Below are 24,672 nucleotides of genomic sequence, written 5' to 3'. Positions count from 1 at the left end.
ATCAGCCTGACATGCAGGAATCTTCCTGCTCTGCGTATTCCGGGGCCTTGTCAGCGCGCTCAGCAGGACGACCGCGCGGAATTGTCTCGGTGCCGTGTGCCAGCAGATACACGTAGATATCGTCGATATAGCACCAGACGTTCCGGTTCGTCGCAAACGCCGGCATCACCTGATTCTGCGCCGAGTTAACCTGCTGCTTGCCCGAAGCAACGATCTCCTGGAAATCATAGTAGTCCATGTTCAGCACAGAGTTCTTCAGCGCCGGCGCGTAGGACGACCCCTCACCGTCAGGGCCGTGGCAGACGTGACATTCTGCGTGATAGCGACGAAAACCGTTGAACGTCGCAAAGTCGACTGCGCCATCTTCGTTTATCTTGAAGGTCGGGATGCCATCGGCGTTGTACCAACGCCCATTTTCTTCGTAATCGGCGGTGGTATCCATGCCGTTCGGCAGCACGGTTTCATCCTCGGCCAGTTCCACGGGCTGGTCATTTCCTCCCTCTGTCGGCGCCGCATCAGCCTCTGCCGGTGCTTCGGCAGCTGCGTCACCGGAAACAGCGGCGGCTGCGCCGGCGCCCGCCTCTGCGGGCGGGGTCTCAGTCGATTCGCTGGTCTGGGCAAACGCGGGGCCGGACAATGCCGCCCCTAATGCCATGACCGCAAGCGGACTTAGGTAATTCATTATGCTCTCCTCCTCCGAGCCCGACACCTCCTGCCGGGAAAAAGCCACCCCAAGCATAACCTTGGGGTGGCTTATGTGCAGTTCAATCTTGGTTTAACGGACCAAAGTCTTAGTTGCTGGCCGGAGCTTCACCCTCTGCCGGTGCCTCTGCGTCGGCCGGAGCTTCGCCTTCGGCGGGTGCTTCGGCTTCCGCGGCGGCATCAGCCTCTGCCGGTGCTTCAGCTTCCGCTTCGGCGGGCGCCTCGGCTTCAGCTGTCTCTGCAGCAGCAGGTTCAGCCGCTGCATCGGCAGGCTCTGCCTCAGCCGCGTCCATATTGCCGTCGCCCGGCAGTTCGAACACGGTCAACTGACCGCCCAGTTCGGTATAGTCGCTCAGCGCGGCATAACCGCCCACGGCGCCCAGACCATCATTGGGGTTGGTCAGACCAGCTGCCAGACCGATACCGGCCCAACCACCGACGCCCGAGAGGATGCCGATATACTGCTTGCCACCAGAGGTGTAGGTCATGACGTTGCCGATGATGCCCGACGGAGTCTTGAACTTGTAGAGTTCTTCACCCGTCTCGGAATCGACCGCTTTCAGGTAGCCTTCCAGAGTCCCGTAAAAGACGACATCGCCAGCGGTGGCCAGTGCGCCCGACCAGACCGAGAACTGTTCCGGCAGGGACCACTTGATCTCGCCTGCGACGTTATCCCAGGCGATAAAGTTACCCATACCGCCATGGCTTTCAGGCGCAGGATACATCGACAAGGTGGCGCCCACATATGGCTGACCAGCCGTATAAGCGACGCGGAACGGTTCGTAATCCATGCAGACGTGGTTCGTCGGCACGTAGAACAGTTCGGTTTTCGGGCTGTAGGCTGCCGGCTGCTGGTCCTTGGTGCCCAGAGCTGCCGGGCAAATCCCGGTGGAGTTCACGTCCTCGCCGTTCTGCTCGGTCGAGTATTCGGCAACCACCTCGGGACGGCCATAAGTTTCGGATTCCGGGTCCATATCGACGCCAGAGGTCCAGTTCACCGCCGGGTCGAATTTCTCGGCCACCAGCAGTTCGCCGCTTTCACGATCCAGCGTATAGGCCAGGCCGTTGCGGTCGAAATGGGTCAGCAGCTTGCGCGGCGTGCCGTCGACGTCCTGATCGGTCAGGATCATTTCGTTCACACCGTCATAGTCCCATTCGTCATGCGGGGTCATCTGGTAGAACCACTTGGCCATACCTGTGTCGGCATCGCGGGCCATGATCGTCATGGACCACTTGTTGTCACCCGGGCGCTGCGCCGGGTTCCAGGTCGAGGGGTTGGCTGAGCCGTAATAGAACAGGTTCAGTTCCGGGTCATAAGAATACCAGCCCCAGGTCGTGCCGCCGCCGATCTTCCACTGATCGCCTTCCCAGCTGTTCAGCGAGCTGTCGGCGCCGATTGGCTTGCCCAGATGCGTGGTGTTTTCGGGATCAACCAGCATTTCTTCGTCCGGGCCGGTGGAATAGGCTTTCCACGCCTCGGAACCATCAGACAAGTTATAGGCGGTTACCCGGCCACGAACGCCGTATTCGCCGCCTGACACGCCGACGATGACCTTGTCACCCACCGGCAGAACGGTGGCGGTGTTGGTTTCGCCGATTGCGGGATCGCCGGTCTTGACTGACCATTTGACTTCGCCCGTCATCGCATCCAGCGCGACCAGCGTGGTGTCGGCCTGATGCGTGATGATCATGCCGTCGGCATAGGCCACGCCGCGATAAACGGTGTCGCAGCACATGACGGCAATGACTTCTGGGTCTTGCTGCGGCTCATAGCGCCACAGGATCTTGCCGTCGTTAGCCAGATCCAACGCGAAGATATTGTTGGGAAACGGGGTGTGGACATACATGATGTCGCCCACAACCAGCGGCCCGCCCTCGTGTCCACGCAAGACGCCGGTCGAGAACGTCCAGGCGACGCGCAGGTCACCGACGTTGTCGCGGTTGATCTCATCGAGTTCCGAATAGCGCGTGTTTGCATAGTCGCCGGTCTGAATTGCCCATTGGCCAGTCTTTCCGGTCTCTGTCAGGACGCTTTCATTGGCGTAAAGCGCGGTGCCGGAAAGCAACGCGACCGCCATGGCGCCGGTCAGCAGATATTTCATGTATTTTTCCTCCCCATCTTCATAATCGGCCACAGCCCTCCTCCGTGGGCCATGCTGATCTGCAGACAGTGTTGGACGGGGTACCCGTTGCGTCAATCCACCGTACCGGCATTTACCCATAAAGTATGGGTCAGTTCAGCAGGCCGCCCGGGAAAATTGTGCAGGCCCTAGCGGGCCAGCTGTTCGGCGTGCCACATCACATGGTCGGGCATGAAGGTCTGCACGAAGAAGTAGCTGTGATCGTAGCCCGGCTGCATGCGGAACTGCCCCGGCTGACGGCGTTTGGCCATGGCATGGGCCATTGCCTCGGGCTTCAAAAGGTCAAGGAACTGATCGCTGGAGCCCTGATCGATCAGCACCTCGCCGGGATAGCCGCGTGCTTCCATCAGCCGCGTCGAATCATGCGCCGCCCAGGCGGTGTCGTCATCGCCCAGATAGGCTGACAGCTGTTTGCGGCCCCAGTCCGAGTCCGTCGGATTCGCAATGGGCGCAAAGGCAGATACGCTGCGATAGCGTTCCGGCATGGTCATGGCGATGGTCAGCGCGCCGTGGCCGCCCATCGAATGCCCGGTGATGCCCATCGAGTCGCGATCAATCGCGAAATTATCGCTGACCAGTTCGGGCAATTCATGGGTCACATAGTGCCACATCTTGAAATGCGGTTTCCACGGGTCCTGGGTGGCATCGACATAGAACCCGGCGCCCTGACCCAGATCATAGGCTTCATCATCGGCCACGCCTTCGCCGCGCGGTGAGGTGTCGGGGAAAACCAGCGCCATGCCGGCCTCGGCGGCCCATTCCTGCGCGCCGGCCTTGGTCATGGCGTTTTCATGGGTGCAGGTCAGGCCGGACAGATACCACAGCACCGGAACGCGGCCATATTGCGCCTCTTCGGGCAGGAACAGGCCAAAGGTCATCTTGGTGCCGGTGGCCTCTGACTGGTGGGAATACACCCCCTGAGTCCCGCCAAAGCTGCGGTTTTCGGATACGGTTTCGTATTTCATACTCATGGCGTTTCCCCTTTGGTCAGATCGCAATACATGACCAGCCCATCGACATAGCCCTGTTCGGGGTGATCAAACGCGCCAGGCAGCCGGCCCACAACCGAAAAACCGGCTTTCTGCCACAAATGGACGGCATCGGCATTGGTGGCGACGACAAAGTTGAACTGCATGGCGCGGAAACCCTGAGCGCGCGCCCAGTGCTTGGCATGTTCGACCAGGCTGCGTGCAATGCCACGCCCGCGCGCATCGGGATGGGTGGCAAAGCTGGCATTGGCAACAATCGCGCCGCCCCCGGGACGGTTCTGACCGACATGGCTGGTGCCAAGAACCCGGCCATCAGCGACAGCGACAAAGGCGGAAAAAGGCGGCGCGAACCAATCGTCCAGCGCCGTCTGTTTGGTAATGTCGCGCGGGATGCAATAGGTTTCGCCCGCGCGATAGATCGGTTCAAGAATTGCCCAGATCGCGTCATGATCCGGTCCGGTCGCGGGGCGGATGAAAACCTCCCCGCTGGGGCTCACTTCAGTTCATCCACGCCGCGAATGATCTTGTTGACCAGACCGTAATCCACCGCCTCTTGCGTATTCAGCCAAAAATCGCGGTTGGTGTCTTTTTCGATCTTTTCGACCGTCTGACCGGTCGCATCCGCCATGATCTGATTCAGGCGCTCGCGCATCAGGCGAATCTGTTCGGCCTGGATCATCATGTCCGACGTCGTGCCACCGATCCCGCCCGAGGGCTGGTGCAGCAAAAAGCGCGTGTTGGGCAGGCAGTAGCGGTTCTTTTTCTGCGCGCCAACAAAGATCAGCGCACCCGCCGATGCGACCCAGCCAGAGCCGATGGTGCGCACGGTCGGGCGGATAAAGCTGATCACGTCATGGATCATATCACCCGATTCCACATGCCCGCCGGGCGATGAAATCAGCATATTGATCGGATCGTCGCTTTCCTCGGCCAGAGCCAGCAGATGCGCCACGGTACGTTGCGCCAGCTTGTCGTTGATCTCGCCCGCCACGATCACCGTGCGGGATTTGAAGTACAGCTTGCCCATATTGTCGCCTTCGGGCAGGCCAAGACCTTCGCTTTTCGACTTGTCGTCGTCGCGGCCTTCGTCATCGTCGTCGTCGTCCAGCCAAAACTGCCGCGTCATCCTGCTCTCCTTCACATCATATGGCGACGGCGGGGCGCAGGGCCCCGCCGTATCTCTACCTAAGCAGCCATTAAGGATCAGTAAAGGCGGGTCAGTAAACAACCACCGAACGGATCGACTCGCCGGTGTGGATCATATCGAAGCCCTTGTTGATCTCGTCCAGCGTCAGCAGGTGCGTGATCATCGGGTCGATCTCGATCTTGCCCTCCATGTACCAGTCGACAATCTTGGGCACATCGGTCCGGCCGCGCGCGCCACCAAAGGCCGTGCCCTTCCAGACCCGGCCCGTGACCAGTTGGAACGGACGGGTCGCGATTTCGGCGCCGGCAGGCGCCACACCGATAATAATGGACTGACCCCAGCCACGGTGGGTGCATTCCAGAGCGTCGCGCATGACGTTGACGTTGCCGGTGCAGTCAAAGCTGTAATCCGCGCCGCCGATCTGGTCGAAAGGCGTCTTGGTCAGGTTGACGATTTCCTGCACCACGTTCTCGACGTTCTTGGGGTTGATGAAATGGGTCATGCCGAAACGCTCGGCCATTTCCTTTTTGCCGTCGTTCAGATCAACGCCGATGATCATGTCGGCGCCCGCCAGACGCAGCCCCTGCAGCACGTTCAATCCGATGCCGCCCAGACCAAAGACAACCGCTTTGGCCCCGATCTCGACCTTGGCGGTGTTGATTACCGCACCGATACCAGTGGTCACGCCGCAACCGATATAGCAGATCTTGTCAAACGGCGCGTCGTCGCGGACCTTCGCCACGGCGATTTCGGGCAGGACCGTGAAATTCGAAAAGGTCGAGCAGCCCATGTAGTGATGGATCGGCTTGCCATCGAGAAAGCTGAAACGGCTGGTGCCGTCAGGCATAAAACCCTGACCCTGCGTCGCACGAATGGCGGTGCAAAGATTGGTCTTGCCCGACAGGCAGGACGCGCATTGGCGGCATTCCGGCGTGTAGAGCGGGATCACATGATCGCCGGGTTTGACGCTGGTGACGCCTGCGCCAACCTCAACCACGACACCCGCGCCTTCGTGGCCCAGGACCGCAGGAAACAGCCCCTCGGGGTCTGCGCCGGACAGGGTGAATTCATCGGTGTGGCAGATGCCCGTGGCCTTGATCTCGATCATGACCTCGCCGGCCTTGGGGCCTTCGAGGTTGATCTCCATGACCTCTAGCGGTTTACCGGCTTCAACTGCGACGGCGGCGCGGGTTCTCATGGTCATTCTCCAGTTATTTCAGTTCAGTCATAGCCAAGGGGGCCGGCAAACGCGGCCCCCGGAATTTTGTCAGAAAACACGTCAGGCAGGCAAGGCGCCCGAGCGCTTGGCGATATGCGTTGCGATGGCGTCCATCAACGGTGGCGACAAGGCGTCGTAAGGCTCCAGCCCCAATTCGCGCAGCCGCGCCCGGATGCCGTCCATCCGCATGGGATCGACACCCGATTCGATGACCGAGCTGACGAAAGCGGCAAATTCTGGCGCTGACCAGCCGTCTTCGTCGGACAGTTCGGTGTGGACGAAATCCAGACCATAGAACGGATGATCCTTGTTCTCGATCCGCCCATACAGATGCACGCCGCAGCCATTGCAGCGATAGCGCTGTATCGGCGCGTCTGCGTTCACGATCTCAAGCTTGTCACCGTTTTCCTGCACCTCAACCGCATCGCGCGAGACGACGGCGACCTGGCTGAAGACCGCTCCGTCCGGCTTCCAGCATTTCGTGCAGCCGCAAACGTGGTTATGCGCTGTCTGCGCCCCAACCCGAACCTTGACCGGATTGGTCGCGCAGTGACAGGTCAAGACCCCACCGCTCAGATTCGAATTGCCGCTTTTTATGCCGTTGTCGACGGCAGGGTGAATGGTGACCCCATTGGTGTCAGCCATGGCCCGCTCCTCCCGTTAGGCTTCATGGAGTTTCAGCCTGACGCCGGGAACGGGTGGCAAACAAGTGGGAAAAAGGTTGTAGCAGGGCCGGGAAAAACAACCGCGATCTGCGCTGGTGACCGCTCAGGACTGGCTGACGCGGCGCAGAAAGCTGCGAGTCCGCTCGTCCTGAGGGGCATCAAAAATCTGCGCGGGCGGGCCCTGTTCGACAATTCGGCCGCCGTCCATAAAGATCACCCGGTCGGCGATTTCTCGGGCGAATTGCATCTCGTGGGTGACGATCAGCATGGTCTGGCGACCATCCGCGACCTCGCGGATCAGGTCCAGAACCTCGCCCACCCATTCCGGGTCCAGCGCGCTGGTGGGTTCATCGAACAATAGCAGATCTGCCTCCATCGCCATCGCCCGACCAATGCCGACGCGTTGCTGCTGGCCGCCTGACAGCGCGGTGGGATAGCTGTCGGCCTTATCCGCCAACCCGATCTGCGCCAGTACCTCATCAGCCTTCTGGCCTGCCTGATCACGCGACAGACCGCGCACGACAATCGGGCCTTCGGTGATATTCTGGCGCGCGGTCTTGTTGGCGAAAAGGCCGTAGTTTTGGAACACGAACCCGGTGCGACGACGCAAGGCCAGGATCTGCTTGCGGTTGGCACTGGCGGCATCGACGCTCAGATCGCCAATGCTGATCGTGCCGGCATCGGGACGATCCAGATAGTTCAGGCAGCGCAGCAGCGTCGATTTGCCGGTGCCGGACGGGCCGATGATCGCCACCCGCTCGCCCGGTTTAAGGCACAGATCGATATCGTTTAGCACGGTGTTGTCGCCAAAACGCTTGGTCAGCCCGTCAATATTGATCTCGCAATCGGTAGTCATCGTGCGAAGGCCCTGTTCATGCGGCGTTCAAGTTGCCGCTGGAAGAAGGAAAAGAACTCGACCAGCCCCCAATAGATGATCGCAACGACCAGAAAGGCCTCGAGATACAGGAAACTGCCGGCGGCCTCTTTCTGGGCGGCGCCCATCATCTCGGTCACACCAAGTGTGAAGGCCAGCGAGGTGCTTTTGATGATGTCGATGAAATAGTTCATCAATGTCGGCGCGGCGATGCGCGCGGCCTGTGGCAGGACGATCCGGCGCAGCATCTGCCAGCGGGTCATGCCGATGGATTCCGAGGCCTCCCACTGGCTGCGGTCGACGCCAAGGATCGCGGCGCGGATCGATTCGGCCATATAGGCCGAAAAATGCAGCGTCAGGCCGATAATGGCCGCCGTGATGCCGTCAATGCTGGCAAGCGAGGCGAAGACCTGTGGCAGGCCGTAATAGAACAGGAAAAGCTGCACCAGCAGCGGCGTGCCGCGGAAAAAGCTGATGAACAGCGCGACGAGCTGATCGATCACCGGGATCTTGAAGACCCTGAAGACCGCCAGCACCGCCGCCAGTATAAGTGCCGCGACCATGGCGGCGGACGCCATGGCCAGGGTTTTGGGAACGTAACCCAGAATGACCGGCACGAGGCCGATCATGTATTCCAGATTAAGCGTGTACATTATTCAGCAGGGACCGTCTCGGCGGCAGGTTGCGTCACGTCCGCATCCAGCCATTTTTCCGAAATCTCGGCCAGTTTGCCGTTCTCTTTCAGCGTGGTGATGGCCGCATCAACCTTGTCGCGCAGCGCGTTGCCAGCCTCGTCGTTGCGGAAGGGCAGCGCATTGCGGATCTCGCTGAACGGCTCGCCCGCCTGCTCGAGCGGGGCGGGGCTTTTGGCGATGACCTGACCGGTCGAAACGCGGTCCATCACAAAGGCATCGACGCGACCGATGGCGACGTCCTGCTCGATATTCGATTCGTAGGTGCGAATGTCGATATCTGCCGAATTCGGCAGTTCGCGCAGCAGTTCCTCGAAGTTGGACCCGAGGTTCACGGCAACGGATTTGCCCGACAGATCGTCGGGGCCGCCAATGCCAACCTCGTTGCCGCGACGTACAACAATCTGGGCGCCGTCATAGACATAGGGCTGCGAAAAGACGAATTTCGCCTCGCGTTCGGGGGTGATGGTGAGCTGGTTGGCGATGGTGTCGATGCGGTTCGATTCCAGCGCGCCGATCTGGCCCGAAAAGGACATGGTGACGAATTCGATATCGTCGCCGGTGACCTCACCGATGGCGTTCAGAAAATCGACCTCGAACCCCTGCAGAACGTCCTGTTCGACAAAGGTAAAAGGGAAATACCCACCCGACATGCCGACGCGAATGGTGTCGGCGGCGGCGGGGGCGATGCTGGCGGCAGAAAGGGCCAGCGCGGCGATCAGCGATTTGAACATCTGAAACTCCTGTAAATTCAGGGATCAGATGTGGATATCAGCGAATGCCCGCAAGGGCGAGTCCCGTGGTTTTCAACAGAAAGGAAAGTCGTTTGCAACAACGCGGCTGACACGCGAACGCCGTTCTGCCATCCGACCGGATTGCCAGAACGGCGTTCGGGGGCGCCTGAGTGTTAGCTGGCCGGTGTAGAGCTGACGCCGACCTTGGCGGGGCGCAGCAGCCGGTCATGCAGCTTGAAGCCGCTATCCATGACCTGAATGATCTCGCCCGATCGCGTGCCGGGAACGGCGGCCTCGAACATGGCCTCGTGGTTTTGGGGGTCAAACTTGTCGCCGATCTGCGGCGCAAGAATGGCAATGCCATGCTTGGTGAACACATTGGCCAGTTCCCGCAGGGTCAGTTCGACCCCTTCGATCAGCGCCGGCGCGACTGCGCGCTGTTCTTCGCCCACAGTTTCCAGTGCGCGGTTCAGCGCGTCATGGACCGGCAGCAGGTCGCGGGCCAGACGCGAGCCGCCATATTGTTCGGCGTCACGACGCTCTTTGTCGGCGCGCTTGCGGGCGTTTTCCGCATCTGCCAGCGCGCGCATGAACTTGTCACGCATTTCGTCACGCTCGGCCGCCAGTTGTTCGATCTGGATCGAGGGATCGGACAGCGGGTCGTCAAGCGGGTCATCGCCGGGCAAGTCGTTCTGATCAGTCATCGCCTTTTCATCCTTTCCGGCCAGACAGCACCCGCCCGACCAGCTGCGCAGTATAATCCACGATGGGAACGACACGGCCATAGTTCAAACGCGTCGGCCCAATGACGCCCACGGCGCCTATAATCTTACGGTCGGCATTCATATAGGGGGAAACCACCAGAGAGGAACCCGAAAGAGAGAAAAGTTTGTTCTCTGAGCCGATAAATATGCGCACACCGTCGCCCTGTTCCGTCAACTCGAGGAAATCGACGATATCGCGCTTGCGTTCCAGATCATCAAACAGCTCGCGGATACGGTCGATATCGGCGGCTTCGCTGTCCAGCAGATTGGCCCGCCCACGCACGATCAACCGCGCATCGGTTTCGGCGGTGTCCCACAGGGCCAAACCGGAATCGACCAGTTCAGCCGCCAGACCATCAAGCTGCTGGCGCCGTATAGCCATTTCACGGCTGATATGGCTGCGCAGTTCGGACAGGGTGCGACCCTCGGCGATGGCGTTGAGGAAATTTGCCGCCTCGCGCATGGATGAGGGCGTCTGGCCCGCCGGCGGCGTGAAGATGCGGTTCTCGACATGGCCATCGGCGAAGACCAGCACCACAAGCGCGCGATCCGGGGCCAGGCTGACGAAATCCAGGTGCCGAACCGGTGCTTCGTGCTTTGGCGTCAGGACCAGCGACGCGCCATGCGTGATGCTGCTGAGTGCGGTACTGACCCGGTCCAGCAAAGTGCCGGTATCCGGGCTGTCATTGCCGATGGTCTGTTCGATCAGCGCACGGTCGGTCGGGGCGACAGTATCGACCTCCATCATGCCATCTACGAAAAGGCGCAGGCCAAACTGCGTGGGCAGTCGGCCAGCCGACACATGCGGGCTGTCCAGCAGCCCCATATACTCGAGATCCTGCATGACGTTGCGGATCGTCGCCGCGCTGACTCGCTCGGACATGTCGCGTGTCAGGGTGCGAGAGCCGATCGGCTCGCCCGTTTGCAAATAGGACTCGACGACGCGGCGAAAGACCTCGCGCGAGCGCTCATTCAGTTCGGAAAGCTGTAGTTGCTGGCTCAACCGTGCCTCTCGCGGGGTTGCGTCGTTCTGCGGTGGGCCTATATGGGGCAGAAAACCAAGGAAAGGACTAAGCCCATGCGCCCCTCTGGCAGGAATTTAAGCGAATTGCGGCCAATTACAATCGAGACCGGCGTTATGGGTCATGCCGAGGGCTCTTGTCTGATCAAAATCGGCGGAACCCATGTGCTGTGTTCTGCCAGTATCGAAGAGAACCCGCCGCGCTGGCTGAAGGGCAGCGGCAAGGGCTGGGTCACCGCGGAATACGGGATGTTGCCGCGTGCGACCAATACCCGGAACCGGCGCGAGGCGGCATCCGGCAAGCAAGGCGGAAGAACCGTTGAAATTCAGCGCCTTATAGGTCGAAGCCTGCGCGCTGGTGTTGACATGCGTGCGCTGGGCGAGCGTCAGATCACCGTGGATTGCGACGTGATACAGGCCGATGGGGGCACCCGCTGCGCCTCGATCACCGGGGGCTGGGTGGCGCTACGGCTGGCCGTGAACAAACTGCTCAAGGCCGGGTTGCTGAACAGCGATCCGCTGGTCGATCATGTCGCGGCGATTTCTTGCGGTATCTATGCCGGACAGTTGGTTGCCGATCTGGATTATGCCGAGGATAGCGAAGCGGGGACGGACGGAAATTTTGTCATGACCGGCGCTGGCAACCTGATCGAAGTTCAGATGTCCGCCGAGGGTGCGACCTTTTCGCGTGACGAAATGGGCGGCTTGCTGGATCTGGCCGAAGCGGGCGTGGCCGAACTGGTCGCGGCGCAAAAGGCGGCCATCGGATGAGACGTTTCGAGGGCCAGAGACTGCTGATTGCGACGCATAACGCCGGAAAGCTGGACGAAATGCGCGCGTTGCTGGCGCCTCGCGGGATCGAGGTCATCGGCGCCGCAGAGGCCGGCCTGTCAGAGCCTGTCGAAACCGAGGACAACTTTGTCGGCAATGCGCGGATCAAGGCCCGCGCCGCCGTCTCGGCCACCGGCCTGCCCGCACTGTCTGACGACAGCGGCATCAGCATCGACGCGCTGGATGGCGCGCCCGGCGTCTATACCGCCGATTGGGCTGAAACCGGCAACGGGCGTGATTTCGGCATGGCGATGCAGCGGACCTGGGACGAACTAGAAGCGATTTCCGCACCAGAGCCACGAAATGCGCAGTTTCGCTGCACTCTGGTGCTGATGTGGCCCGATGGCCATGACGAGGTCTTTGAGGGGGTCTTGCCCGGACGCGTTGTCTGGCCACCACGCGGCGCCGAAGGGCATGGCTATGATCCGATCTTCATGCCCGAAAGCCATGAGCTCACACTGGGCGAGATGTCGGCTGATCAGAAGAATACGCTTAGCCATCGCGCGCGCGCCGTGGCCAAGATGATGGCTGGCAGTTTTGCTTGAGATGAGCGATCAGACCGGCGCACTTGCCCGCGACGATTGGCGGGCCGGTGGCTTCGGCCTGTATGTCCACTGGCCGTTTTGCGCGGCCAAATGCCCTTATTGCGATTTCAACAGCCATGTCGTGTCGCAGGTGGATCAGCGCCGCTGGGCGAGCGCGCTGACGGCCGAAATCCAGCGTCTGGGCCGGCAAGTAACCGGCTCCGCGCGGCAACTGGGCAGCATCTTCTTTGGTGGCGGAACGCCGTCTTTGATGCAGCCCGAGACGGTCGATGCTGTCATCGCCGCGGCGCGCGGTGCCTGGGGCTTTGCCAATGACATCGAGATTACGCTGGAGGCCAATCCGACCAGCGTTGAGCAGGGAAGATTCCAAGGCTTTGCCGATGCAGGCGTCAACCGGCTATCCATGGGGATTCAGTCGCTGCGTGACGACGATCTGCGCCGCCTTGGGCGCCTGCATTCTGTCGCCGAAGCGAGGGCAGCCTTTGATATCGCACAACGCTGTTTCGACCGCGTCAGCTTTGACCTGATCTATGCCCGTCAGGACCAAACCATCGACCAGTGGCGCGCGGAACTGGCTGAGGCACTGGCTATGGCAGCCGACCATCTGTCCTTGTATCAACTGACGATCGAGCCCGGCACCGCTTTTGGCGCACGACACGCAGCCGGTAGCCTGCGCGGGTTGCCAGATGACGATGTCTCCGCAGATATGTATCTGGAAACGTTAGATATTTGCGCTGCGAGAGATATGCCAGGCTATGAAGTTTCCAATCATGCAAGGGCCGGCGCGGAAAGCCGCCATAATCTTGTCTATTGGCGTCAGGGCGATTGGGCGGCGGTCGGCCCCGGCGCGCATGGACGTCTGTCGCTGACCGACAAACGCGTGGCAACCGAGGCGCTGCGCGCCCCGGGGGCTTGGCTGGATGCGGTGGAGCAACAGGGATCGGGTGAAATTGCGCTAACGGATCTGAGCGATCAGGATCAGGCCACGGAGTATCTGCTGATGGCCATGCGCCTGCGCGAGGGTGTTTCGACCCAACGCTATGAACGTCTGTCGGGGCAACCGTTAGACGCCGGGGCCATCGACCGGTTGCTGGATTGGGGTATGATCGAACGGCATGGCGAACATATCGCGGCGACGCGCGCAGGGCGACCCGTGCTGAATGCAATCTTGCGAGAACTGGCGGCTTAGGATGCGTCTTCTTTGGCTCAGTGTGGGGTGGGTATCTGTTGGCCTGGGGGTCATCGGCGTGGCCCTGCCAGTCATGCCAACCGTGCCATTTCTGCTGGTCGCGGCCTGGGCCTTTTCGCATTCCTCGCCCGAGCTGCGCGCGCGCATCCGCAATCACCCCAAATACGGACCTTCGGTCAGGGCCTGGCAAGAGGACGGCGTGATTTCGGTTCTGGCAAAGACGTGGGCCGTGCTCGCCATGTCGGCAGGCGTCGGCCTGTCATGGTGGCTTGGCATGCCCCCTTGGGTCGTCGCCACTCAAGCGATCATATGCACCCTGATCGCCATCTTTGTGGTCAGCCGCCCCTCGCGGCAACGGCCTTAGGCCGTACCGCCAAGAACCTGACACAGGCGGTCAAGCTGATCGAGATCGCGATAGCTCACAACCAACTGTCCGCCATCGGCATTTCCGCTATGATTGATCGCCACGCGCATGCGCAAATGCGCTGACAGATCGGCCTCCAGAACACGGGTATCTGCGTCCTTTTCGACTGCTGCGCGACGCTGGACAGGCTTTTCAGCGGCGGGCTTTGTCAGGTCACGAACCAGTTTCTCGGTTTCGCGAACCGACAGACCCCGGTCGATCACCCGCCGCGCCAATTGCGCCGCATTGGGCGCAGTCACCAGCGCGCGCGCATGACCGGCGCTTAGCTTGCCCTCTTTGAGCCAGCTTTGAACCTGATCAGGAAGGCCCAGAAGGCGCAGGAGATTGGCAATATGGCTGCGGCTTTTGTTCAAAGCCTCGCCCAGCTGTTCTTGCGTGTGGCCAAATTTATCCATGAGCTGCCGGAACGAGGTGGCCTCTTCGATGGCGTTAAGGTCGGCGCGCTGAATATTCTCTATCAGAGCGACTTCCAGCACTTCGGTATCGTCCATCTCGCGCACGATAACGGGCAACTCATGCAGTTGTGCCAACTGCGCCGCGCGCCAGCGGCGTTCGCCGGCAACGATCTGAAACAACCCCTCGTCGCGGGGGTGCGGTCGAACGATCAGCGGCTGCAGGACACCGCGTGATTTCAGCGACTGGGCAAGTTCTTGCAGCGCCTCGGGCTGAAAATCGCGCCGCGGCTGATCGGGATTGGGAGATAGCTGCTCGATGGGGATCAGCGTGCGCTCGACCGCCGGACGGGCCTGATCCGAGGCGGAATCAGCCAGATCAACATCGGCCATCAGCGCCGAAAGGCCGCGACCAAGACCGCGTTTTCCTGTTTTAGATTCAGCCATTTACGGCCTCCCTCTGTGTAGAAAGGCTCAGCCTTTGCATGAATTCCTTGGCAAAAGCCTGATAAGCGACACCGCCCTTGGAGGCCGGGTCATAGTGAACAACCGGCTTGCCATGCGAAGGCGCCTCGGACACGCGGACATTGCGCGGGATCGTGGTACGATAAACCAGATCCCCAAGGGTAGCACGAGCGTCGGCCTCTACCTGCTGGGATAGATTGTTGCGGCTGTCCGACATCGTCAGAAGAACACCGTTGACCCGCAGGTTCGGGTTTGCGGACTGGCGGATCTGGCGCACGGTCAGCAGCAGCTGCGACAGCCCCTCCAGCGCATAGAACTCTGCCTGAAGCGGAACCAGCACCGCGTCTGCGGCAACCATGGCGTTGACGGTGAGCAGACCCAGTGCCGGCGGGCAATCGATCAGAACGATGTCGGCATCGGCCCCATTGCGCAGAACCTTACGCAGCAGGCGCGTTCGGTCGGTGCTGCGGGAAAAATCGATATCCGCCGAGGAAAGATCAGGTGTCGACGGGACGATGCGAAGGTTGTCAACATCGGTGGATAAAGCCGCCTGGGTCAACTCTGCCTGCCCGCCCAACAGATCATATGAGGTGATTTCGCGGCGTTCTGTATCAATACCCAGCCCGGTCGACGCATTTCCCTGCGGATCCAGGTCGATCAGAATGGTCCGGTGCCTAGCATCCGCTAGCGCCGCGCCAAGATTTAGCGTCGAGGTCGTCTTGCCGACGCCGCCCTTTTGATTGGCTATGGCGATGATCTTTGGTTCAGACATGGGACAGATTTGTTATCCTGAGAATTGCCGCGCCGTCATGTGTTTGGCTGGGGTGGGCATCGAAATCAAAGCGCCAGTCGACCTTCGCATCCTGGACTTCACTTTGCCAGCTTTCGCCCTTTAACAACCATGCCGCACCGTCGGGTTTCATGTGTCGATGAACATATGACATGAGGTCGGGCAAAGGGGCAAGCGCGCGGGCGCTAACTATATCGGCAGCGGCGGGTTTCAGCGCTTCGATGCGCGCAGCGTGCACCTGGACATTCGGCAATGCCAATTCTCGGGCGCAGGCGCGCAGGAATGTCGCCTTGCGCTGGTCACTTTCAATCAGTGAGAAGGATATCGGCTGATTAGCCCTCAGAATCGCCGCAACGAGGCCGGGGAAACCACCGCCGCTGCCGATATCTGCCCAGGCGCCGCTGTTGAGGCCAACCATATCGACCAGCTGTGCGCTGTCACGAATATGGCGGTCATAGATCTGATCGAGCGTGGATCGCGCAATCAGATTTATCCGCGGATTCCATTTTTTGACAAGCGCCTGATAGGCCGCCAGACGCTCTGATGTTTCACGTGAAACACCCCTCATCCAGCGCGCTTTCGGTTGCTGTTCCGCGTCGCCGCAAGGACCAACATCAGCGCAGCCGGGGTCATTCCCTCAAGCTTGGCCGCGTCAGCGAGGTTGCGCGGTCGATACTCTGTCAGCTTTCTTTGCAGTTCCGACGACAGGCCGGAGAGCTGGGTATAGTCCATATCGCCCGGCAGCAGGGTCTGTTCGTCATCTTTTATGGCCCGGGCATCACGGGACTGACGGTCGGAATACTGGTGATATATTGCATCATTGCGAACCTGCTCGACCGCCGCTGGCTGACAGCGCGTGAGTTCTGGCGCCAACCCAAGAACTGTGTCGTGGTCGACATCAGGATAGGCCATCAGCTCAAAGGCCGAGCGGCGCTGCCCGTCCTGCCTTACTGACAGGCCGGCTTTTGCCAATTGTGTCGGCGTGAAGCTGGCTGCCTCGGCGATATCGCGAGCGTTACAATATGCCGCCATCTTCTTGCTGAAGTGCGCTTGCCGCTCTTGACCGACGCATCCTGCGCGCATGCCGATCTCGGTCAGTCGCTGATCCGCGTTATCCGCCCGAAGACTAAGCCGGAACTCAGCTCTGGACGTGAACATGCGATAGGGCTCGGTCACGCCGCGTGTGATGAGGTCATCAATCATCACGCCGATATAGCTACTGGTTCTGCTAAAGACGACGTTGGGAGCGCTCAACGCTGTTGCAGCCGCGTTCAACCCCGCCGCCAAGCCTTGCGCGGCGGCCTCCTCGTAGCCTGTCGTTCCGTTGATCTGTCCCGCCAGATAGAGCCCGGGAACGGTCTCGACCTGCAACGTGGGCAATAGCGCGCGAGGGTCAATATAATCATATTCGACCGCATAGCCTGGCTGCAAAATTACCGCATTTTCAAGACCTTGTATTGTCCGAACGTAGTCGACTTGAACATCTTGGGGCAGCGAGGTCGATATCCCGTTCGGATAGACCGTATCGTCTTCCAGTCCTTCGGGCTCAAGAAAGATCTGGTGTGATTCCTTGTCTGCAAACCGCGTAATCTTATCCTCGATCGACGGACAATACCGCGGCCCCCGCCCGCTGATCTGGCCGCCATACATTGCGGAGCGGCCAAGGTTTTCCCTGATGATTTGATGCGTGTCGGCGTTTGTGTGGGTGATCGAACAGGAAATTTGCCGCAGCGATGTGCCGCTGCTGAGATCAGAGAAAAGGCTTGGCTGGTCGTCACCAGGCTGCTGTTCCAACGCATCCCAATCGATCGTTTTCCCGTCAAGACGCGGCGGGGTGCCTGTCTTCAGTCGGCCGCGCGGCAGATCGAATCTTGCCAGCGATGCGGCCAGCCCGACAGACGCGCCATTTCCCCATCGGCCCGCCTGCCGAGTTTCGTCACCAATATGAATGACGCCGTTCAGAAAGGTGCCCGTCGTCAGCACGGTCGACGCTGCCTCTAGGCTGCTGCCATCCGCGAGCGAAACGCCAATAACAGAATCGCCAGCCTGCAAAAACGAAACAACCTCGCCGAATATGAGGGTCAGATTTTCGGTACGATCAAGATGTGCACGCGCCTCTCGGCGGTAGGCAGCACGGTCCATCTGAGCGCGCGGGCCACGAACAGCCGGGCCTTTGCGACGATTTAAGAGGCGGAACTGAATTCCGGCCTTGTCGGCAATGCGCCCCATACAGCCGTCCAACGCGTCTATCTCGCGAACCAGATGGCCTTTTCCCAAACCACCAATGGCCGGGTTACAGGAGAGTGCGCCTAGGTCTGTCTCGCGCATGGTGACAAGCGCAGTTCGCGCGCCCATTCGCGAAGAAACTGCCGCGGCCTCTATGCCGGCATGGCCGCCGCCGATTACGATCACATCAAAATGTTTCACGTGAAACACCCTACTTTCCGATACAGAACGACGAAAATACAACGTCTAGATAATTCTCTGCCCCCACGCGGCCAACCAGCCGCTCAAGAGACAATGCCGCTTGTCTGACGGATTCTGCAAGTATCTCTGGGCGCAAGTCCGCTATATCCAGCGCCGCAATCGCCTCGCGAAGGGCATCTGCCTGCCGGCGATGACTAACCAGACCAGCGCCCGCGACCCTCTGCGACAGTTGCGCAAACACTGCGTCAAGCATCTGATCTATCCCGGAACCTGTCAGCGCGGAAACGCCTTCGGATGCCGGATCCAGATCAGCCTTCGACTGTAAACGAAGATCGCCATCCTTAAACAACGACAGATCCGAGTGCTCGCCTTCAGCCAAAAATATTCGCAAATCAGCATTCTGAGCTCGCTGGCGCGCCTTTGCGACGCCGACCGCCTCAATCTCATCCTCGGTTTCGCGCAACCCAGCTGTATCCAGCAGGGTCACCGACAATCCACGCAGGTCCAGCCGCAGTTCTATGATGTCGCGGGTGGTTCCTGGACGCGATGAAACGATCGCGACGTCACGGCCGCCAATCCGGTTTATCAAGCTCGACTTGCCTGAATTCGGTGGCCCGATGATCGCCACCTCAAAGCCCTCGCGAATCCGTTCGCTGGCCGGATAGCCCTTCAACTCTTCCGATATCTGCTCCCGCAGCTGTTCGATCAGCTCATAAACCTCATCAGGCACTTCATCCGGCGCTTCTTCATCTGCAAAATCGATGCTTGCTTCTATCAAGGCGCCTGCCCGGATCAACATATCGCGCCAGCGCGCCGTTAGCTTGCCGATGTCACCACCGGCTACCCGCATCGCCTGCTGCCTCTGTGATTCCGTCTCGGCCGACAGCAGATCAGACAGTCCCTCGACCTCGGCAAGATCAAGCTTGCCGTTCAGAAATGCACGCCGTGTAAATTCTCCCGCCTCTGCTTCGCGTAGTCCGGTGCCTCGCAACGCCTCCATAACGCGCCGCACAACAGCAGGGGCACCATGCAATTGCAACTCTGCGGACTGTTCTCCGGTAAAGCTCTTGCCGTCCTCGAACCAGATGACAAGCGCCTGGTCCAACACCTCATCCGCGTCGTGCAAGGCACGGAATTCAGCCTGGCGGGGGATGGGTAATGGCCCTGCCAAAAGCTCAGCCGCCGATCTGGCATCGGGGCCGCTGATCCTTAAAATGGAAACGCCACCCCTGCCGGGTGGCGTTGCTTCTGCGAAGATCGTGTCCATAGCAAAGCTACAACCTTGGTCACGCGTTCATGGAATCAAAGAATTCGCTGTTGGTTTTGGTTTGCTTCAACTTCGAAATAAGGAATTCGATCGCGTCGGTCGTACCCATCGGGTTAAGAATACGACGCAACAGGTAAGTCTTCTGCAAGTCTTTGGAATCAACAAGAAGTTCCTCCTTCCTGGTCCCGGACTTGAGAATATCCATTGCGGGGAAGACCCGTTTATCCGCCACTTTGCGGTCCAGCACGATTTCACTGTTGCCGGTACCTTTAAATTCCTCAAAGATCACTTCGTCCATTCGCGACCCGGTATCGATCAGCGCCGTCGCGATAATGGTCAGAGATCCACCATCTTCGATATTCCGCGCCGCGCCAAAGAACCGCTTGGGACGCTGCAACGCGTTGGCGTCAACGCCGCCGGTCAGTACCTTGCCCGATGACGGCACCGTCGTGTTGAAGGCCCGACCAAGCCGCGTGATCGAATCCAGCAAGATTACGACATCTCGCTTGTGCTCGACCAGGCGCTTGGCCTTTTCGATCACCATTTCCGATACCGCAACGTGGCGGCTGGCCGGTTCGTCGAAGGTCGAGGACACAACCTCGCCCTTAACCGAACGCTGCATATCCGTCACTTCTTCCGGCCGCTCGTCGATCAGCAGAACGATCAGATAGCATTCCGGGTGATTTCGTTCGATCGAATGCGCGATATTCTGCAGCAGCACTGTCTTCCCCGTCCGCGGCGGTGCAACGATCAGCGAACGCTGCCCTTTGCCGATCGGGGCCACCAGATCAATGATCCTGGCCGAGCGATCCTTGATCGTCGGATCCTCGATTTCCATGTTCAGCCGGTCATCGGGGTAAAGCGGTGTCAGGTTGTCAAAGGCAACCTTGTGACGTGCCCGCTCCGGATCTTGAAAGTTGATCTGCTCGACCTTGGTCAAGGCGAAATAACGCTCGCTCTCGCCCGGCGCGCGGATCACGCCCTCAACGGTATCACCGGTCCGCAGCGAATGCTGGCGGATCATGTCAGGGCTGACATAGATATCATCGGGACCCGGCAAATAGTTCGCCTCGGTCGAGCGCAGGAAGCCAAAGCCGTCCTGAACGACCTCCAGCACACCATCGCCGCCAATGTCCCACCCATCCTCGGCATGCTCTTTCAACAGCGAGAACATCATCTCGCCCTTGCGCATGGTCGAGGCGTTCTCGATCTCCCACTCTTCGGCCATGGACAGCAGATCAGCTGGCGTCTTGGCTTTCAGATCGGACAGGTTCAGGCGTTCTTCATTCATAATTTGGACCGATATCAAACGACCCGCAGCATTACAGGCGGGTACAGCATCAATGTATGGAAATCCCCAAACCGGACGGCCGGGCTTGTGCAGCACATAGGCGACCGGCGCTACAGAGTCAACCGATCAGAATTTTACGATCACCGACAGCACGATAATGACCATCAACAGGGTCGGCACCTCATTCATCAGCCGGTACCGCCGACCATCCAGCGCCTTACCCTTCATCAGGTTCTTTCGCTGCCGGCCCAGCCAGTGATGAAACCAGGTCATCGCCAGCACTGCTGCAGCCTTGACCCAAGGCCAGGCATAACCCCAGTCGACGATCCCGGGTGTGAACACCAGACAGAGCCCAGCGATCCACGTCACGATCATTGCCGGGTTCATGATCAGGCGCAGCAGCTTCTGTTCCATGATCACAAAGCTCTGAGACGGTTCACCGTCCCGCATCCCGCGTTCTGCGTGATAGACAAACAGCCTGGGCAGATAGAACAGGCCAGCCATCCATGAAATCACAGCCATCACATGCAGGGACTTGATCCACGGATAGAGGGTGCTCAGCAGGTCGGTCATTTCACAGCCTCATCGCCTTTCTTCTTATATAATAGAAAGAAAGAATAAAGATTGATGTAGTTGTAAGGGCAGTGGACAGTCTGGACAATCCCGGTTCAGGACCAATTGTCCACAGAATCATGTGCCCTTCAGAGTTTGGGTGTAGAACTGTTGATAAACAAAAAAATATAATAAAATCATATTGCTATGATGTTCTATCTTGTGAACAAGATGTGGATAAGGTCCCATCTCCACAGACGAAAGGTGATCGGTCATAAAACTGTCACCATGTGGAGGAAACGCAGTCGTTCCGCCTTTGTCTCAAGCGGTTTTCCCCACGTTTCGCCGTCCCCATGACCGCCCCAAGGCCACGCCCCGGAATATCCCCGATCTTGTCCACAGTTGAGACTTGCCTGCCACAACCAACGATAAATGTGGGTTTTGTCTTTCCCACCTTGCGGATGCGGCCTAGATTATCGGCAAAGCGCGTTTTCTCATGGTTCACCAACGCATGGCCGATGCTGTCGCACCAACCCAGATCGCTGATGTACCGCTGTCAGGTGTTATCGGAATGCCGATTGGTCATTCCAAATCTCCGCGGCTGCACGGTCATTGGCTGAAGCACTATGGCATCAACGGGCACTATGTGCCCATGTCGGTCATGCCAGAACATCTGGCCGAAGTGTTGCGGGTGCTGCCCTTTGCCGGTTTCGTCGGGCTGAACGTGACCATACCGCATAAAGAGGCCGTCCTGACGCTGGCCGATGTCGTCACCGACCGTGCGGCATTGATCGGTGCGGCGAACACCCTGATCTTTCGGCCTGATGGTAAGATTCACGCCGATAATACAGACGGTTATGGCTTCATTGCGAATTTACGGCAATATGCGCCAGATTGGCAGGCGGATGCAGGACCGGCAGCGGTCATTGGGGCCGGGGGTGCGGCGCGGGCCGTGGTTGCCTCATTGCTGGATAGCGGGGTGCACGAATTGCGCATCACGAACCGCACACGCTTGCGGGCCGAGCAGATCAAGGGCGAATTCGGTGCGCGCGTTGTCGTTTATGACTGGGCGCAAGCCGGGAATATGCTGGATGGGGCGGCGACTGCGGTCAATGCGACCTCGCTCGGCATGACCGGTAAACAGCCGTTCCGGATACCACTGGACGCGCTGTCGCCGGACGCGGTGGCAACCGATCTGGTCTATACCCCCCTGATGACGCCCTTCCTCGAGGGCGCACAGCAGCGTGGTTGCCGCATCGTGGACGGGTTGGGCATGTTGTTGCACCAAGCCGCACCGGGGTTCGAGCGCTGGTTCGGCCAACGACCCGAGGTCGATGAGGCAGCCCGCGCCGCCGTGCTCGAATGAGCTTTCGCCTGGGCCTTACCGGCAGCATCGGCATGGGAAAATCGACTGCCGCGCAGATGTTCAGGGATCTTGGCCATCCGATATGGGACGCAGACGCCGCCGTGCATCGGCTTTACGCCAGAGGCGGTCTGGCTGTCGTGCCAGTCGGGCAGGCCTTTTCCGGATCAGTTGTCGATGGTCAGGTCGATCGCACGGCGCTAAAATCTGCTCTGGCAGCCGATCCGACCGGGTTCGCGCGACTAGAGGCGATCGTGCATCCCCTCTTGCTGCAGGATCGCAAGGATTTTGCTGATCGCCATTCAGGTGCTGCGATCATCGTCTTTGACATTCCGCTTTTGTTCGAGACCGGCGGGCAAGCCGGAATGGACGGCGTGGCAGTTGTCTCGGCAAGCGCGGAAATGCAGCGCAGGCGTGTTCTGGACAGACCCGGCATGACCGAGGAAAATTTCGCGATGATCCTTGACCGGCAGATGCCGGATGCGGAAAAGAGGGTGCTGGCGGATTGGATCATTCCATCCGATAATATGGCGGGTGCAAGACAGGCCGTTTTAGACATAAGCAAAGAAATACAATCATATGCGTGAGATCGTCCTTGATACGGAAACCACCGGCTTTGACGCCGAAAAGGATGACCGCATCGTCGAGATCGGCGCGATTGAGCTGATCAATCACCTGCCCACCGGCGTCACCTATCACGAATATATCGACCCGGAGCGCTCGATGCCCAAAGAGGCATTTGATGTCCACGGGCTGGGCGACGACTTTTTGCGGGGAAAACCGAAATTCGCCCAGATCGCGCAAGGCTTTATTGATTTCATCGGCGGCGACGCCAAGCTGGTCATTCACAATGCCAGCTTTGACATGAAGTTTCTCAACGCCGAACTGCGCCGCGCCGGCCTTGCGACGCTGCCGGCATCCCGCGCGCTCGATACCGTTGCAATGGCGCGAGAGAAATATCCCGGTTCGCCAGCCTCGCTGGATGCGCTGTGCCGCCGGTTCGGGATCGACAATTCCAACCGCACCCTGCACGGGGCGCTGCTGGACAGCGAACTGCTTGCCGAGGTTTACCTTGAACTGATTGGCGGCCGTCAGCCTGATCTGGTTCTCAGCGGCCCCGCGCAGACGTCAGAGCAAACCGATGAAGGCGACCGGCAGCTCAATCGCCGTCAGCCGCGCCCAACAGACCTGCCGCCGCGCATCACCCAGCCAGAGGCCCAGGCCCATGCAGAGTTCATCGCCAAACTGGGCGATGATGCGATCTGGGCGCGGTTTTCATGACACGGTTGCATCGCATCGCAGCCACCCGAGGCACCCTCTGAACCGCCTGCGCGATATTGGCGCCTTCATTTCGGCGGTGCTGGTCCGGATGGACAAGATCCACATGGGCCTGATCTCGGCGGGTGTGGCATTCTATGCGATGTTTGCGGTTTTTCCCGGTCTGGCCGCGATCATCGCCTTGTGGAGTCTTTGGTTCGATCCGGCGGTGATCAACGAATATCTGCGCGTCGCCCATGAGTTCATTCCGGATGGTGCAGCGGCGATCCTGGATTCCCAGATCGAGGCGCTGTTGTCGGGCGGACGCACGACGATAGGCTGGGCTTCTGTATTGTCGTTCCTGGTCGCCACGATTGCGGCGCGCGCCGGGGTTGATGCGCTGGTGCGCGGCCTGAATGCCGCTTACGGCGTCAGGTCGCATTCGACCATCTTTGGTTTTCTGTTGGCCTATGTGCTGACCTTGGCCATCGTGGGGATCGTTCTGTCCGGTTTGGCAACGATTGTGATCCTGCCTGTGATCATCAACTTCATGACCTTCGGCCCGTTGCGGTCATGGCTGGTTTCGGGGCTACCTTGGGTGGCGATGTTCACGCTGGTTATCCTGGGGATTGGCATCCTTTACCGATACGGCCCCAACGTCAAAGCGCCGCGCACCTCGATCTTTACATGGGGCGCACTGGTGGCCGCGCTGGTCTGGGCGGCCGTCTCGATCGCGTTCTCATCCTATCTGAGCAGCTTCAACAGCTATAATCGTATCTACGGCTCGATTGGCGCGGTGATCGCGCTGCTGATGTGGTTCTATCTCGCGGGATTTTCGGTGCTGCTGGGCGCGCTGATCAATGTCGAGCTTGCCCGCCGCCGCCGTGTCGCCGCCGCGCGCGCGGCCCGGCTATCCGCCTGACCTCGCCGC

26 protein-coding genes and 1 pseudogene are annotated in these 24,672 nt (G+C 59.8%); 8 read left to right on the top strand and 19 right to left on the bottom strand.

Annotated features, from left to right (window positions below):
* Position 1 precedes the first annotated feature (1 nt).
* From CUV01_RS07540 to hrcA, 12 genes and pseudogenes are all read right to left on the bottom strand, one after another.
* Positions 2 to 682, bottom strand: a complete 681-nt coding sequence (locus tag CUV01_RS07540) for a c-type cytochrome, methanol metabolism-related (RefSeq protein WP_232962593.1) — start codon at positions 680 to 682, stop codon at positions 2 to 4.
* A 325-nt stretch (positions 683 to 1,007) separates the two neighbouring features.
* Positions 1,008 to 2,804: pseudogene (locus CUV01_RS07535) on the bottom strand (methanol/ethanol family PQQ-dependent dehydrogenase); the annotation flags it as partial.
* 167 nt (positions 2,805 to 2,971) lie between these two features.
* Positions 2,972 to 3,814, bottom strand: coding sequence for an S-formylglutathione hydrolase (fghA, locus tag CUV01_RS07530; RefSeq protein ID WP_101459928.1), 843 nt, complete (start codon positions 3,812 to 3,814; stop codon positions 2,972 to 2,974).
* Positions 3,811 to 4,329 carry a GNAT family N-acetyltransferase gene (locus CUV01_RS07525; RefSeq protein WP_101459927.1) on the bottom strand — a complete coding sequence of 173 codons (519 nt, stop codon included), beginning with the start codon at positions 4,327 to 4,329 and terminating at the stop codon, positions 3,811 to 3,813. Before CUV01_RS07525 ends, fghA begins: the two co-directional genes overlap by 4 nt.
* A complete protein-coding gene (locus CUV01_RS07520; RefSeq protein ID WP_101459926.1) occupies positions 4,326 to 4,958 on the bottom strand; it encodes an ATP-dependent Clp protease proteolytic subunit in 633 nt (210 codons plus the stop codon). Before CUV01_RS07520 ends, CUV01_RS07525 begins: the two co-directional genes overlap by 4 nt.
* Positions 4,959 to 5,049: 91 nt before the next feature.
* Positions 5,050 to 6,177 (bottom strand): S-(hydroxymethyl)glutathione dehydrogenase/class III alcohol dehydrogenase, encoded by a 1,128-nt coding sequence (locus tag CUV01_RS07515; protein WP_101459925.1) that lies wholly within the window; start codon positions 6,175 to 6,177, stop codon positions 5,050 to 5,052.
* An 81-nt stretch (positions 6,178 to 6,258) separates the two neighbouring features.
* On the bottom strand, positions 6,259 to 6,843 hold the full coding sequence (gfa, locus tag CUV01_RS07510) for an S-(hydroxymethyl)glutathione synthase (RefSeq protein ID WP_101459924.1): 585 nt from the start codon (positions 6,841 to 6,843) through the stop codon (positions 6,259 to 6,261).
* Between the two features lie 123 nt (positions 6,844 to 6,966).
* The gene (locus tag CUV01_RS07505) at positions 6,967 to 7,719 is read right to left on the bottom strand and encodes an amino acid ABC transporter ATP-binding protein (RefSeq protein ID WP_101459923.1); all 753 of its coding nucleotides are present in this window, start codon (positions 7,717 to 7,719) and stop codon (positions 6,967 to 6,969) included.
* Positions 7,716 to 8,390, bottom strand: a complete 675-nt coding sequence (locus tag CUV01_RS07500) for an amino acid ABC transporter permease (RefSeq protein ID WP_101459922.1) — start codon at positions 8,388 to 8,390, stop codon at positions 7,716 to 7,718. The genes CUV01_RS07505 and CUV01_RS07500 overlap by 4 nt, the downstream gene beginning before the upstream one ends.
* Positions 8,390 to 9,163, bottom strand: a complete 774-nt coding sequence (locus CUV01_RS07495; RefSeq protein WP_101459921.1) for an amino acid ABC transporter substrate-binding protein — start codon at positions 9,161 to 9,163, stop codon at positions 8,390 to 8,392. Before CUV01_RS07495 ends, CUV01_RS07500 begins: the two co-directional genes overlap by 1 nt.
* Before the next feature lie 173 nt (positions 9,164 to 9,336).
* Complete coding sequence (locus CUV01_RS07490) at positions 9,337 to 9,867, bottom strand: nucleotide exchange factor GrpE (protein ID WP_101459920.1); 531 nt, start codon at positions 9,865 to 9,867, stop codon at positions 9,337 to 9,339.
* A 7-nt stretch (positions 9,868 to 9,874) separates the two neighbouring features.
* A complete protein-coding gene (gene hrcA / locus CUV01_RS07485) occupies positions 9,875 to 10,930 on the bottom strand; it encodes a heat-inducible transcriptional repressor HrcA (RefSeq protein ID WP_101459919.1) in 1,056 nt (351 codons plus the stop codon).
* A gap of 75 nt (positions 10,931 to 11,005) precedes the next feature.
* Here hrcA and rph point away from each other — a divergent pair, with 75 nt between their 5' ends.
* The 4 genes from rph to CUV01_RS07465 are packed head-to-tail and all read left to right on the top strand — an operon-like array spanning position 11,006 to position 13,877.
* Positions 11,006 to 11,719 carry a ribonuclease PH gene (rph, locus tag CUV01_RS07480; RefSeq protein WP_101459918.1) on the top strand — a complete coding sequence of 238 codons (714 nt, stop codon included), beginning with the start codon at positions 11,006 to 11,008 and terminating at the stop codon, positions 11,717 to 11,719.
* Positions 11,716 to 12,324 (top strand): RdgB/HAM1 family non-canonical purine NTP pyrophosphatase, encoded by a 609-nt coding sequence (gene rdgB, locus CUV01_RS07475; protein WP_101459917.1) that lies wholly within the window; start codon positions 11,716 to 11,718, stop codon positions 12,322 to 12,324. The genes rph and rdgB overlap by 4 nt, the downstream gene beginning before the upstream one ends.
* A gap of 1 nt (position 12,325) precedes the next feature.
* Entirely contained in the window at positions 12,326 to 13,513 is a 1,188-nt protein-coding gene (gene hemW, locus CUV01_RS07470) for a radical SAM family heme chaperone HemW (protein WP_101459916.1), read from the top strand.
* Positions 13,514 to 13,571: 58 nt separating this feature from the next.
* Positions 13,572 to 13,877, top strand: coding sequence for a YbaN family protein (locus tag CUV01_RS07465; RefSeq protein WP_232962591.1), 306 nt, complete (start codon positions 13,572 to 13,574; stop codon positions 13,875 to 13,877).
* On the opposite strand, the gene CUV01_RS07460 is transcribed toward CUV01_RS07465, so the two are convergent.
* The 7 genes from CUV01_RS07460 to hemJ all read right to left on the bottom strand — a co-directional run bounded on the left by CUV01_RS07460 (position 13,874) and on the right by hemJ (position 21,142).
* On the bottom strand, positions 13,874 to 14,776 hold the full coding sequence (locus CUV01_RS07460) for a ParB/RepB/Spo0J family partition protein (RefSeq protein ID WP_101459914.1): 903 nt from the start codon (positions 14,774 to 14,776) through the stop codon (positions 13,874 to 13,876). The genes CUV01_RS07465 and CUV01_RS07460 overlap by 4 nt on opposite strands.
* Positions 14,769 to 15,566 (bottom strand): ParA family protein, encoded by a 798-nt coding sequence (locus CUV01_RS07455; RefSeq protein WP_101459913.1) that lies wholly within the window; start codon positions 15,564 to 15,566, stop codon positions 14,769 to 14,771. Before CUV01_RS07455 ends, CUV01_RS07460 begins: the two co-directional genes overlap by 8 nt.
* Complete coding sequence (rsmG, locus tag CUV01_RS07450) at positions 15,559 to 16,152, bottom strand: 16S rRNA (guanine(527)-N(7))-methyltransferase RsmG (protein ID WP_101459912.1); 594 nt, start codon at positions 16,150 to 16,152, stop codon at positions 15,559 to 15,561. Before rsmG ends, CUV01_RS07455 begins: the two co-directional genes overlap by 8 nt.
* Positions 16,149 to 18,011 carry a tRNA uridine-5-carboxymethylaminomethyl(34) synthesis enzyme MnmG gene (gene mnmG / locus CUV01_RS07445; protein WP_101461936.1) on the bottom strand — a complete coding sequence of 621 codons (1,863 nt, stop codon included), beginning with the start codon at positions 18,009 to 18,011 and terminating at the stop codon, positions 16,149 to 16,151. The genes rsmG and mnmG overlap by 4 nt, the downstream gene beginning before the upstream one ends.
* Before the next feature lie 10 nt (positions 18,012 to 18,021).
* Entirely contained in the window at positions 18,022 to 19,278 is a 1,257-nt protein-coding gene (gene mnmE / locus CUV01_RS07440; RefSeq protein ID WP_101459911.1) for a tRNA uridine-5-carboxymethylaminomethyl(34) synthesis GTPase MnmE, read from the bottom strand.
* Between the two features lie 19 nt (positions 19,279 to 19,297).
* The gene (rho, locus tag CUV01_RS07435; protein ID WP_101459910.1) at positions 19,298 to 20,569 is read right to left on the bottom strand and encodes a transcription termination factor Rho; all 1,272 of its coding nucleotides are present in this window, start codon (positions 20,567 to 20,569) and stop codon (positions 19,298 to 19,300) included.
* A 126-nt stretch (positions 20,570 to 20,695) separates the two neighbouring features.
* Positions 20,696 to 21,142, bottom strand: a complete 447-nt coding sequence (hemJ, locus tag CUV01_RS07430; RefSeq protein ID WP_101459909.1) for a protoporphyrinogen oxidase HemJ — start codon at positions 21,140 to 21,142, stop codon at positions 20,696 to 20,698.
* Positions 21,143 to 21,632: 490 nt separating this feature from the next.
* Between hemJ and CUV01_RS07425 the strand changes: the two genes are divergently transcribed.
* Genes CUV01_RS07425 through CUV01_RS07410 form a run of 4 tightly spaced genes read left to right on the top strand, consistent with a single transcriptional unit; the run spans position 21,633 to position 24,663 of the window.
* Positions 21,633 to 22,487 (top strand): shikimate dehydrogenase, encoded by an 855-nt coding sequence (locus tag CUV01_RS07425; RefSeq protein ID WP_101459908.1) that lies wholly within the window; start codon positions 21,633 to 21,635, stop codon positions 22,485 to 22,487.
* The gene (gene coaE, locus CUV01_RS07420) at positions 22,484 to 23,071 is read left to right on the top strand and encodes a dephospho-CoA kinase (protein WP_101459907.1); all 588 of its coding nucleotides are present in this window, start codon (positions 22,484 to 22,486) and stop codon (positions 23,069 to 23,071) included. Before CUV01_RS07425 ends, coaE begins: the two co-directional genes overlap by 4 nt.
* Positions 23,064 to 23,765: a DNA polymerase III subunit epsilon gene (gene dnaQ, locus CUV01_RS07415; RefSeq protein ID WP_101459906.1), complete on the top strand. Its 702-nt coding sequence runs from the start codon at positions 23,064 to 23,066 to the stop codon at positions 23,763 to 23,765. The genes coaE and dnaQ overlap by 8 nt, the downstream gene beginning before the upstream one ends.
* Entirely contained in the window at positions 23,710 to 24,663 is a 954-nt protein-coding gene (locus tag CUV01_RS07410; protein WP_232962589.1) for a YihY/virulence factor BrkB family protein, read from the top strand. The genes dnaQ and CUV01_RS07410 overlap by 56 nt, the downstream gene beginning before the upstream one ends.
* Positions 24,664 to 24,672: the final 9 nt, after the last annotated feature.

This window comes from Paracoccus tegillarcae, from assembly GCF_002847305.1.
Taxonomy (GTDB): domain Bacteria; phylum Pseudomonadota; class Alphaproteobacteria; order Rhodobacterales; family Rhodobacteraceae; genus Paracoccus; species Paracoccus tegillarcae.
Note: the sequence above shows the minus strand (reverse complement) of the source record. Positions and strands in the feature narration are given on the sequence as shown.